This is a genomic window from Gracilibacillus ureilyticus (assembly GCF_900111195.1).
Taxonomy (GTDB): domain Bacteria; phylum Bacillota; class Bacilli; order Bacillales; family Amphibacillaceae; genus Gracilibacillus; species Gracilibacillus ureilyticus.
Genome location: NZ_FOGL01000013.1, coordinates 35,989 through 48,009, shown reverse-complemented (window position 1 = coordinate 48,009; position 12,021 = coordinate 35,989). Strand labels below are relative to the sequence as shown.

Below are 12,021 nucleotides of genomic sequence, written 5' to 3'. Positions count from 1 at the left end.
ATTCAAATGTAATGCTAAAATAAAGAAAACGCATTCATACATTGAGTGTTTGTTATGTTATAGGATTGTTACTCTTTGAGTTAAACTCTTTGAGGCATGACCTTAATTTATTTGGCATGCTTTAAAGAGTTTTTTTATTCGAATTTTTTGGGGAGTCGTTGTTATGAGAGTAATTAAAAAGATTAACAATAATGTAGCAATATGTAGGGATAGTAATAATAAGGAGTTAATAGCCTTTGGAAAAGGTATTGGTTTTCCTGTTATTCCATACAACATTACGGACTTAAGCAAAATATCAATGACATTTTATCGAATTGATAGTCGATTCTACACACTTATCGAAGAGATTCCTGAGGACATTTTAGAAGTTGCTGCACTAATAGCAGATAAAGCGCGTGTAACATTAAAGGGGCCACTGAATCCAAACCTAGTTATTGGTTTATCTGATCACATTAATTTTGCGATTGTCCGAATGAAAAAATATAAAAAAATGAAAATGTTGTTTTCTTATGATGTGGAGCAATTATATCCAAATGAGACAAAGCTTGGAAGATATGCGGTAAACCTGATTCAGAGAAAGCTGTATGTAACACTGCCAGATAGTGAAATTACCAATATTGCGATGCACTTTGTTAATGCACAAGAAGAAAAGCTGCCAGATGAAGGTCATGATGTAGAGGTGCTAATTGCGAAAGCTACAAATGAAATTGAACAATTTTTTTCTATTAAAATCAATAGAAATGACTTTAATTATAATCGATTTGCGATGCATATGAGATATTATATAAAAAGGATAAGAGAGAGAAAGCAATTTATTGATAATACAACTGTACTTGTGGATGCGATGAAAGAAAATATTCCTAAGGTTTATGAATGTGCATATAGAATAGGAAATTTAATAGATGAAAGTCTAGAGTCAAAAAGTAACGATGAAGAGATTGTCTATTTGATGATACACATTAATCGAATGATTGGAAAAACAAAATCTGAGAATGAGGGATTGTAACTCGTTGTGGAGGCATAACCCAAAATTACTAGGAGTTTTACTCTTAGTGGTTTTGGGTTTTTTTATATATAAAAAGGAGGAGAAAAAATGGAGAAAAAAAAGAAGTACCATAAACTTGCCGAAGATGTATTGAATGCAGTAGGAGGAAAGGATAACGTCACAAATGTGACACATTGTATGACAAGATTACGATTTAATTTAAAAGATGAAAGTATTCCAAACAAGGAAGAGCTGGAAAAAATATCAGGAGTATTGGGTGTTACAAAAGCAGGTGGGCAATTCCAAGTTATTATTGGACAGACAGTAGATAAGGTATTCGCTAACCTAAGTGATATAGGAGGATTTGATCATAATTCGAAAACGGATGATGATCAAAATCAGCCTAAAAGAAAAACAACTCTAAAATCAATTGGAAGTAACATATTAGACGGTCTTGCAGGTTGTCTTACACCATTAATTCCACTACTAATAGGTGCTGCAATGTTTAAATTATTAGTTTCACTTCTTGGACCTACTATGCTCAATTTAATAGAAGAAACTAGTGATTTGTATATATTGCTAAATTTCGTGGGGGATGCAGGATTTTACTTTTTACCGATCATAGTTGGTTATACTGCAGCAAAAAAATTTGGTGCAACACCAGTTGTTGCCATGTTTTTAGGTGGTATTATGCTACATCCAACTTTAATGGGAATTGCAGCAGAGGGTAGTCAATTTTCTGTATATGGCATTCCAACTAATGCAGTTAATTATTCCAGTACAATTTTGCCAATGATTATGTCTGTTTGGGTCATGTCCTATATTGAAAGGTTTTTCAAACAGTACTTACCGAGCACCCTCAAAACAGTACTTGCACCATCGCTAACTATTTTGGTCATACTACCGATAGCACTAACTGTTTTAGGTCCGCTAGGTTCGTTTCTAGGAATATACATTGCTGATGTACTATTAAGTTTTAACGGAGTTGCAGGATTTATAGGAATTGCAATAGTTGCTGCTTTATGGCAATTCCTAGTCATGAGTGGTATGCATATTGTGATGATTTCAACGGTGATTTTAGTATTTTCTTCGGGTGGTAATGAATCCTTTATAATGCCAGCTGCTGGAGTTGCAAGTCTGGCGGTTTCTGGAATGTGTTTAGGGGTAGCGCTTCGTATTAAACATAAGGAGCAACGAGGACTTAGCATTGGTTATCTTATTGCAGGCTTTGTTGGGGGTGTAACTGAACCAGGTCTATATGGTGTAGGAATTCGATATAAGCGACCATTAATTGGTATGATGATTGGAGCGTTTGCGGGTGGGCTTTATGCAGGCATCACGCAAGTCACTGCTTACACGATGGTTCCTGTAGCAAGTATTCTTGCAGTGTTATCCTTTGCCGGGGGTCCTATTCCCAATTTCGTTCAAGGGGTTATTTCATGTGCTATAGCTTTTATTGTTGCAACAATTGCAACGTATTTCACTGGATTTAAGAGAAATGATCCAATTACAAAAAAGCAAGCATAAAGAATACGAATGATGTGAAGAGTTTGGGAAAGTGGATTTTTTAAAAATAGAAAATGCAAAGCTCCAAACTGTATCAAAAGAGGCATGGTTAGAGGTAATAAGTGGTCCAAAGTTAGTAGGCTATAAATAGAGATACTAGAATAAAATTAGAGGACCCAAGCGAAACTTTTATATAGAGGAGATATTAAAATGATAAATTTATTAGTTAGAGCCGATGATCTTGGCTATTCGGAAGGTATAAACTACGGTATTGCTAAAAGTGTGAAAGACGGCATCGTTAAAAGTGTTGGAATCATGACTAATATGCCAACTGTCGTACATGGCATAGATTTGCTCGAAGGAACAGATGTCTGCTATGGTCAACATACAAATATTTGTATTGGAAAACCGCTTACAGATCCATCTCTAATTCCAAGTATCACTGATAAAAATGGTGAATTTATACGATCGAGCGAATTTCGCCGAACAAAAGAGGATTTTGTTGTGTTAGACGAAGTTATTTTGGAAATTGAGGCCCAATACAAACGATTCATAGAGCTCATTGGAGAGCCACCCCGTTATTTTGAAGGGCATGCAGTCGCAAGTAATAATTTCTTCAAAGGGTTAAAAATTGTTGCAGAAAAGTATGGTTTAAAATACTCTCCATTTTCAATTGGGAAAGAGCCAGTAAGAATAGGTAACAAAGATGTTTTTATTACTATGGAGAGTTTGGATCCTAGTTATGTGCCAATTAATACTTTGGAAAAAATTGTAGAAAATGCACAAAAAGATGAGTACCATATGTTTATTACGCATCCAGGTTACTTAGATAATTATATCCTGAAAAATTCCTCACTTACTATACCTAGAACGTTGGAGGTTGATATGCTTTGTGAACCAAAAACAAAGGAGTGGCTAAATCAGCTAGGTGTCGAATTAATTACGTACGATGATCTATAATGTCAGTGATTATAGATGCTCGTTATACTTGATTTGTGTTACACTCGGAGAAATTATTCACCAATTCAGTTATTGGGTTAACTCCTGAATTTTAGGGGTTAACCTAACTTCCTCTGGTAATTCTACGATATATCAGTTACCTCAAGGTTACTATCTAATAAAAAAGTGCCTACTTCACCATATTTAACTTTTTTTTTAAAATAATACTAGTACATCTTTTTATTGTTGTGAGAAATCAGAAAGGAGCTTTATTTAAGATATATTCGACAATTATTTCTAGTGGTTCTGGGATATTCTATAGAAGAGTGATCCATGCATGCTAACAAATAAGAGAAATTATAGGGGGAAAAATAATGAACAATAGAATCAAAAAAATACTGGTAGGAGTTACTGGTCTAATTTTGCTAATAGCTTTAGTCGCATGTGGAAATAATCAGGCAGAGAGTGATACAACGATTCGTGTTGGTACAAAAGATTTTACTGAAAATTTGATAGTTGGAGAACTTTATGCATTAGCGCTAGAAGATGCGGGGTATGATGTGGAACGTATGCCAAATATCACCGGATCTGTCATCCACACCTCTATCCTTAATGATGAAATTGATATATATCCTGAGTATACGGGAACCGGTCTTTTAACAATACTGAATATGGATTTAATTACAGATCCTGAAGAGGTTTATCAAACGGTAAAACAAGAATACGATGAGCAGTTTGATTTAACATGGCTGGATTACTCAGAAGCTAATGATGGTGCTGGTCTTGTTATTCGTACAGAAGTATCTGAGGAATTAGGGATTACTACTATTTCAGATCTGCAAGAACATGCAAGTGAAATTAGATTTGCTTCTCAAGGTGAGGTTGATCAGCGAGAAGATGGTATTCCATTGTTGGAAAAAGTATATGGGGAATTTAATTGGAAATCATCAAAAGTATATGATAATGGCATAAAGTATGAAGTGTTAAAAAATGACGAAGCAGATGTGGCGCCAGCATATACAACAGAGGGGCAATTAACAAATACTGAGGAATTTACATTACTGGAAGATGATAAACAAGTTTGGCCACCATATAACTTAGCTCCAGTTATTCGCAATGAAGTGTTAGATAATAATCCTGAAATAGAAGAAGTAATTAATAAAGTAAGTGCAACATTAGATACCAAAACCGTTACAGAATTAAATGCTAAGGTAGATTTAGATAAAGAAGAGTATACTACTGTGGCTAAGGAATATTATGAGTCAATCAAATAATTATAAATGAAGTATATTCTTTCTACTGGTTGGTCAATTTTTGGAGTAAGATCTTTAGTGGAAATTTGAGAAGTGATTTTAATGAAACAAAGAACACCTAGAAAGGACTGAAGGTAATGAAAGCCGTTGTATTAGAAAAAGCGTGTTCTGCAGAAGAATTAGTTGTAAGGAATGTCCCTTTGCCATGTGTTAAGCCTGGATGGGTTTTGGTTAAAATAAAAGCGTTCGGTATTAATCGATCAGAAATTTTCACACGACAAGGAGATTCTCCATCTGTTAAATTACCACGAATTATAGGAATCGAATGTGTTGGTGAAATTCTAGATCCTTCTGACAGTGACTTTCAAACCGGACAACACATTGTTTCCTTAATGGGAGGTCTAGGCAGGGACTTTGACGGGAGTTATGCAGAATATACCTTAATTCCTGCTAATCAAGTCTATTCTATTGAACATGATATCGATTGGATCACATTAGCTGCCATTCCAGAAATGTATTATACGGCCTATGCTTCCTTATTTGAGACATTAAAAGTTACAGCGGATGAGACATTATTAATTAGAGGTGGGACTAGTTCAGTAGGCTTAGCTGCATTACAACTTGCTAAAAGTGTTGGATTAACTGTATTTTCAACTACCCGGGATGAAAAGAAAATTTCTTTATTACAACATTACGGAGCTGATCACGTACTGCTGGAAGATGGGACTTTACGGGAACAAGTATTATCTATTATGCCAAATGGAGTAAACAACGTATTAGAGTTAGTTGGTACCGCTACATTGAAAAATTCATTACAACTTGTCGCAGAACACGGAAAAGTATGTATGACTGGTATACTTTCTGGAGAATGGGTTATGGATCATTTTGAACCTATGATTGATATACCAACAAATACGTATTTGACACAATTTACGAGCACATTTATAAAAAAAGATTTATTGAATGACCTTTTTGACCATATCCTGAAACATGATATTCATGTTCCAATTGCAAAGGTTTTTAAATTGGATGAGATAGGAGAAGCACACCGACTTATGGAAAGTAACCAGGCAAATGGGAAAATAGTAGTAACTAATGAATGATAAATAAACCTCTCATATATTCATTAGTCAAACCATCAACAGATTTTTCAACCTGATTCATAGAAGCAATTAACTCTTTCATTATAAGGGGGAATTCACGACATGAGAAATGACTACCAAGTACGATTGAATCAAATGATGAAAAGATTAGAAGAAGCGGAATATATTTTAGTCGGTGGTGGTGCAGGATTGTCAGCTGCTGCGGGGCTAGACTATACTGGTGAAAGATTTACAAATAACTTTTCATCTTTTATTGACAAGTATGGTTTTACTGATTTATATTCTTCAAGTTTTTATCCATTCGAGACGCAAGAAGAAAGGTGGGCCTATTGGGCAAAACATATCAGTGTAAATCTTTATGAAATAGATGCAACAAAATTATATGAGGATCTTTACCAATTAGTAAAAGATAAGAAATATTTTGTTATTACAACAAATGTTGAAAGCCAATTCACAAAAGCGGGTATTCCTTCTGATAAGGTGTTTGAAATCCAAGGAAATTATGGTTACTTGCAGTGTGAAAGAGGATGTCACCAGAAACTTTATTACAACGAATTAGTCATTAAAGAAATGCTGGAAAAAACAAAGGATTGTAGAATTCCATCTTCATTAGTTCCAAAGTGTCCTAAATGCAACGGAGAAATGGATGTAAATTTAAGACATAACGAATTTTTTGTTCAAGATGATAAATGGAATCAGTCAGATGAATTATACCGAGAATTTCTTCAGGAGGCTGTTGATAAAAAAATTGTCTATCTGGAGTTGGGCGTTGGATTCAATACACCGGGAATTATTCGGTATCCATTCGAAAAGCTGACTTATCATAATAAAAAGGCTACATTAATACGTTTTAATAAAAATGATCACCAAGGGTTCCAAGAGAATAAGAAAAAGACGATAACGTTTACAGAAGATATACAGGATACAATTATGGCTATTGGAAAATATTAAAGTGATTTTTAAGGAGGGAAGATGGTGGCACAATTAGTTTTAGAAGAATATTCCTCACTTATTTCATTAGATAGAAAAGATAAAGATGAAAAGAATCAGCTTTTCAATAAGCAAGAACTAGTTAATCATCTACTGGATATATTTATTAAAGAAAATAATAGTCTTAAAAATGTTGAAATTCCTAGTGATTATCACAATAAACGTGAATTATTGAAAGATATATTAACAATACGGAAACCTAATCCTTTGCCTAAAGTTGTTTTAACAGAATTAAATCAGCTTTTACTAATGGAAGCAAAGGAGAAAGGTATTGTAGACATTCAGTCACTATCGACTGGATCTGAGATCATGCACACCAAAAAATACTCGAATAGTGATAAATTTATTTTGTGGAAAGGTGATATTACAAGACTAAATGCAGATGTGATTGTCAATGCAGCAAATAAGTATATGCTGGGGTGCTTTCAACCAGGACATCGGTGTATTGATAATGCAATTCATGCAGCTGCAGGACCTCAGCTTAGAGAAGATTGTAATAAAATCATGCAAAAACAGCAGGAGGACGAAATGACTGGAGGTGCAAAAATCACCAGCGCATACAATTTGCCTTCTAGATTCATCCTTCATACGGTTGGACCAATTGTACCTAAAGAAGCCTTTCTATCAGTAACACACAAACAAGAATTGGCAAACTGTTATAAATCTTGTCTAGAACTTGCAAACAAATTTAATGAAATTCATACCATTGCATTTTGCGCTATATCAACTGGTGTATTTGGGTTTCCCAAAAAAGACGCTGCTGAAATAGCTATTGAAACTGTTAATAATTGGTTAGACCAACACCCCCATCATTTTAAAAGAGTCATCTTTAATGTATATACAGATATTGATTATAATGAATACGCTAACGTTTTTGAAAAATAATAGTAGTTGAGAGTAGCGAAATTTCACATACATTAATAGCAAATTTGCACAAAGAAAGAAACTATGAGGATTAAAAGTCACACATATTCGTATAGCGGGTGTGTTTATGGATGTTGTTTTCTTATATTTAAATGTATAAAAGGAAAGGTATTTTTAACCCTTTCCTTTTAAAGTACATCTTTTAATTCTGTATCAGAATAAATAGATATTAACAATATCGCTTTACTTTCTCCAATGTTTTTTACGAAATGTGGAACACTTGCGTTCCAACTAAATGAATCCCCCTCCTCTAATATTACCGAATCTTCGCCTTGTTCAGCTAAAACTCTTCCTTTTATAACTAAATGAGATTCTTCACCTTCATGAGAATGCGGTTCTCCGATTGATGTATTAGGTGGAAACTCCACGATCATATTTCTCAAACCGCCTTTTGATGCCAAATGTTCAATTTTTAAATGATTAAAAGTTGAAGTTCTTCTTTCACTTTTTCTTACTGTTTTCATATGTTGGTTTTTATTTAGCAATAAATATGGGAGTGGTACATCAAGATATTCTGCAATAGTATTCAATGTATTTATAGAGGGTGATGTATTATTGTTTTCAATATTGCTAATAAACCCCTTTGATAAACCTGTTCCTTCACACATTTTTGCGATAGTAATTTTTTTTCTATTTCTAATTGCTCTGATTTTGGTCCCAATATCCAGTTTAACCATCCACCTCTCCAATCAAAATTTTAAAACTAGATTAATGGTAACAAAAAAAACGTTGACATGCTACTTTTATTTTGTTATCTTATATGTAACAAATATTTCTATTAGAAAACATTTAATAGATAAAGTATTTGTTTGAAATAAGATTACGATAACAAGGAGGTTTAACATCATGATTAATAAATATGAAGTTAGTATATTAATTTTACGAGTTGTATTGGGTATCTCTTTTTTCATCCACGGCATAGCTAAATTTCAAGGTGGGATTGAAAACACGGTTGGCTGGTTTGATAGTATTGGTTTACCTGGTTTTTTCGCTTATGTAGTAGCTTTAATTGAAGTTCTAGGTGGAATTGCATTAATTGTGGGACTATTAACAAGAATTGTTTCAACCTTAATTGTCTTATTAATGATTGGTGCTATTTTTAAAGTGAATTTAACAATGGGTTTCTTGGGTGGATATGAGCTAGATATTGCTTTCCTAACAATGGCATTAGTAATAGCTATTACCGGTTCGAATTTATATTCTATAGATCATATGCTTAAAAAGATGAAAAGTAATTAGAACATAAATTGATAGGGGAAAGAATGGTAAAATTTATATTTTACTATTTCTTTCCTGTCATTTATAGAAAAAATGATTCTTGCTTGTTAAAAATCAAAACACTATTTAAATTAAAATGCAAATGCTCTCGTTATTTAAGTTTTTTTGAGTAAGTAACTTTTCTGGAATAATATGAACACAATTATTTTTATAAATGCAGTATCTAATAGTTACTAAAAGGTTATTCTATAACTAAAAGGTGCCTACTATTCAAAATTGATATAAGTTGTTAACATATATTCCGATCTAAAATTTTATAAAATAAATTAATTTGATTGTACGGAAAGGATGTATTAATAATGAATTTTGATCCAACTAAAACGGCTTTACTAATTGTAGATCTACAGAATGATAATTTGACAAAAGGTGGAAAATTTGAAGATTCAGGGGCTGTAGAACATGCAAAGAAGCAAAATGTTGTCGAAAATATAAAAGTAATAGCGGAGAACGCAAGAAAGATTGGAATCCCAGTTTTTCATAATCATTTTGTCGTAGAAAAGGATGCTAAAGGAATCGGCAACCGAGCTCCAATATTTAGAGCCATAGCTGAAACAAAAAGTATTGTTAGAGGAACTTGGGGAGCTGCTCCAGTTGAAGATGTTAAACCACAGGAAGGTGATTTTGTAATCGAAAAATCACGTATGAGTGCTTTTAATGGAACATCATTAGACACATTATTAAGAGGGCTAGGCATTGAAACAATTATTGTTACAGGTGTATGGACGAATATGGCTGTAGAGCATACATGTAGAGATGGAGCGGATTATGGATATAATGTTGTTATCGCAACAGATGGAACTTCAACAGTTAGTGAAGAATGGCAAGAAGCAGCACTCAATTATGCAATGAACAACATAGCTACAAAGATGAGCACAGCAGAGATAATAGGAAATATGTAATATAAAAAATATTAGGAAAAATTATTTTGAATAGGAAAAAGAAATTTCATATCATATTGGATAATGAATAGCTGCTACTTACAATGAACGATTTGTATTTAATTAAAAAATTATTTAATCATGATTATGAAGAAAGAGAAGGAGAAGTTTAATGGCTATGATTCAATATACATCCAAAGTCCAGTCAGTTTTAAAAGATAAAATTCAATTGCTTAATAATAAAGAAGGGGCTATATATTTAGTGGGTCCTATTCGACTTCCTGTTAATCTTTATGGAGAAACAATTGAGTTTAAATGGTATTGTTGGCTAAACTGTGAAGAAGTTACAGAAAATTATGAAAGAATTATTGCCAAATTGTCTGCTTCTAACCTTGCAGAATTACAGCAATCGAGTATTCTGACATATGGTGATTTTGAAAATGATGATGATGCGCTTATTAGAATGCACTCTATTTGTCATACGGGAGATATATTTGGAAGTAAACGTTGTGATTGTGGTTTTCAATTAAAACAGTCGATGAAAAAAATTGTCGAACATGGAACAGGTGCATTATTTTATTTAGCCAATCATGAAGGTAGAGGTATTGGGTTATTTAGTAAGGCAATGGCCTATATCCTGCAGGAAAATGGATTTGATACTGTTGAAGCTAACCATGCACTTGGTTTTGAAGACGATTCTAGAGATTATAGTGATGCTATAAAAGTGTTAAAAGCATTAAGAAGTAAACCAGTTTCTCTCTTAACTAACAACCCTAGAAAATTAGATGCTCTTAGCAATGATGGATTGACTCTATCAGGAAGAGAAGCTTTGTGGGGGGATGTCTCAGAGTACAACGAGAAATATCTTGAGACAAAAATTAATCGATCCGGTCACATTAGAGATAAGGAACCTTGCGACAATGACTAGCAATGAATTCTACATGGATCTTGCCATGCAAAATGCAAGAGCGATGAAAGGTCAGACAGATCCAAACCCATTAGTAGGTTCTGTTATAGTAAATGAGGATCGTATTGTTGGTATAGGTACCCATTTGAAAGCAGGAGAACCACACGCTGAAATACATGCACTTAATATGGCAGGTGATAAAGCAAGTGGAGGAACAATTTATGTTACTTTAGAACCTTGTTCACATCATGGAAAAACTGGCCCATGTGCCGTTGCAATAAAAGAAGCAGGAATTAAAAAGGTGGTTATTGCAACACTCGATCCAAATCCTATAGTATCAGGGAAAGGTGTCCAAATACTCGAGGATGCAGGAATAGAAGTGGAAATTGGTGTTCGTCAAGAAGAAGCATTACAAATGAATGAGGTATTTAACAAATTTATTGTTCAAAATAAACCATTTATTACATTAAAAGCAGGTATTACATTAGATGGTAAAATTGCTACACATACATCAGATAGTAAATGGATTACTTCGGAAGATTCTAGGTTGGATGTACACCAAATAAGAAATGAAAATATGGCTATTCTCGTCGGTGTGAATACGGTTATTCAAGATGATCCTGCACTTACTGCAAGAATCCCGAACGGTCGAAACCCTGTTCGAATAGTAGTAGATTCTAAATTGAAGACTCCTCTAAGCGCTAAAGTAGTAACTGATCAGAAAGCGAGTACTTGGATTTTCACAAGTCAAAATGCGGACATTGATAAAGAAAAATCATTTACATCAAATGGAATAAAAGTAATTCGTACAAGCGGATTAGAGAATGTGGATTTAAACGATGTAGTAGAAATTTTAGGGGAAAACCATATTTCTTCTTTGTTAATTGAAGGTGGAGGAAATATTAGTGGATCTTTTCTAGAAAATGGATTGATTGATAAATTAATTCTGTATTTAGCACCAAAATTAATTGGAGGCAAAGATGCACCGACATTTTTAGAAGGTGTTGGAATAAGCAAGATGAAGGATGCTGTTGAACTGTCCAATATAGAACTGTTTAAAATAGGAAATGATTTTAAATTAATTGGATACCCAGTATACAATAGGTAAATTTAGTTCTATAGAAGGGTATAAATTCTTGAAATATTCATTAATTGAAAATTAAGAATGATTATTCCAAGATAAAAACTGCAGAGCAGTATACTGTGATGCATCTGATTATGTAATTGAAAAATGGGATTACTGTTCTACCTGAATAAT

The 12,021-nt window shown here is 33.5% G+C and carries 12 protein-coding genes; 11 read left to right on the top strand and 1 reads right to left on the bottom strand.

Translation table 11 applies throughout. The annotated features are described in order from the left end of the window. Positions 1–163: 163 nt before the first annotated feature. From BMW36_RS12810 to BMW36_RS12780, 7 genes are all read left to right on the top strand, one after another. Positions 164–1,006: a PRD domain-containing protein gene (locus BMW36_RS12810; protein ID WP_089741719.1), complete on the top strand. Its 843-nt coding sequence runs from the start codon at positions 164–166 to the stop codon at positions 1,004–1,006. An 87-nt stretch (positions 1,007–1,093) separates the two neighbouring features. Beyond that, on the top strand, positions 1,094–2,512 hold the full coding sequence (locus BMW36_RS12805; RefSeq protein ID WP_089741717.1) for a PTS transporter subunit EIIC: 1,419 nt from the start codon (positions 1,094–1,096) through the stop codon (positions 2,510–2,512). A gap of 189 nt (positions 2,513–2,701) precedes the next feature. Next, positions 2,702–3,451: a ChbG/HpnK family deacetylase gene (locus tag BMW36_RS12800; protein WP_089741715.1), complete on the top strand. Its 750-nt coding sequence runs from the start codon at positions 2,702–2,704 to the stop codon at positions 3,449–3,451. 353 nt (positions 3,452–3,804) lie between these two features. Next, positions 3,805–4,704: a glycine betaine ABC transporter substrate-binding protein gene (locus BMW36_RS12795; RefSeq protein WP_089741713.1), complete on the top strand. Its 900-nt coding sequence runs from the start codon at positions 3,805–3,807 to the stop codon at positions 4,702–4,704. Positions 4,705–4,820: 116 nt separating this feature from the next. Then, positions 4,821–5,786, top strand: a complete 966-nt coding sequence (locus BMW36_RS12790) for a zinc-binding alcohol dehydrogenase family protein (protein ID WP_089741712.1) — start codon at positions 4,821–4,823, stop codon at positions 5,784–5,786. A 102-nt stretch (positions 5,787–5,888) separates the two neighbouring features. Then, on the top strand, positions 5,889–6,737 hold the full coding sequence (locus tag BMW36_RS12785; RefSeq protein WP_089741709.1) for an SIR2 family NAD-dependent protein deacylase: 849 nt from the start codon (positions 5,889–5,891) through the stop codon (positions 6,735–6,737). A gap of 21 nt (positions 6,738–6,758) precedes the next feature. Then, positions 6,759–7,661 (top strand): protein-ADP-ribose hydrolase, encoded by a 903-nt coding sequence (locus BMW36_RS12780; RefSeq protein WP_089741707.1) that lies wholly within the window; start codon positions 6,759–6,761, stop codon positions 7,659–7,661. A gap of 167 nt (positions 7,662–7,828) precedes the next feature. On the opposite strand, the gene BMW36_RS12775 is transcribed toward BMW36_RS12780, so the two are convergent. Further along, positions 7,829–8,368, bottom strand: a complete 540-nt coding sequence (locus BMW36_RS12775) for a helix-turn-helix domain-containing protein (RefSeq protein ID WP_089741874.1) — start codon at positions 8,366–8,368, stop codon at positions 7,829–7,831. A 178-nt stretch (positions 8,369–8,546) separates the two neighbouring features. Here BMW36_RS12775 and BMW36_RS12770 point away from each other — a divergent pair, with 178 nt between their 5' ends. From BMW36_RS12770 to ribD, 4 genes are all read left to right on the top strand, one after another. Beyond that, entirely contained in the window at positions 8,547–8,939 is a 393-nt protein-coding gene (locus BMW36_RS12770; protein WP_089741705.1) for a DoxX family protein, read from the top strand. Between the two features lie 338 nt (positions 8,940–9,277). After that, positions 9,278–9,877 (top strand): cysteine hydrolase family protein, encoded by a 600-nt coding sequence (locus BMW36_RS12765; RefSeq protein ID WP_089741703.1) that lies wholly within the window; start codon positions 9,278–9,280, stop codon positions 9,875–9,877. A gap of 151 nt (positions 9,878–10,028) precedes the next feature. Continuing rightward, positions 10,029–10,784 carry a GTP cyclohydrolase II gene (locus BMW36_RS12760; protein WP_089741701.1) on the top strand — a complete coding sequence of 252 codons (756 nt, stop codon included), beginning with the start codon at positions 10,029–10,031 and terminating at the stop codon, positions 10,782–10,784. Then, positions 10,777–11,871: a bifunctional diaminohydroxyphosphoribosylaminopyrimidine deaminase/5-amino-6-(5-phosphoribosylamino)uracil reductase RibD gene (gene ribD, locus BMW36_RS12755; RefSeq protein ID WP_089741699.1), complete on the top strand. Its 1,095-nt coding sequence runs from the start codon at positions 10,777–10,779 to the stop codon at positions 11,869–11,871. Before BMW36_RS12760 ends, ribD begins: the two co-directional genes overlap by 8 nt. Positions 11,872–12,021 lie beyond the last annotated feature (150 nt).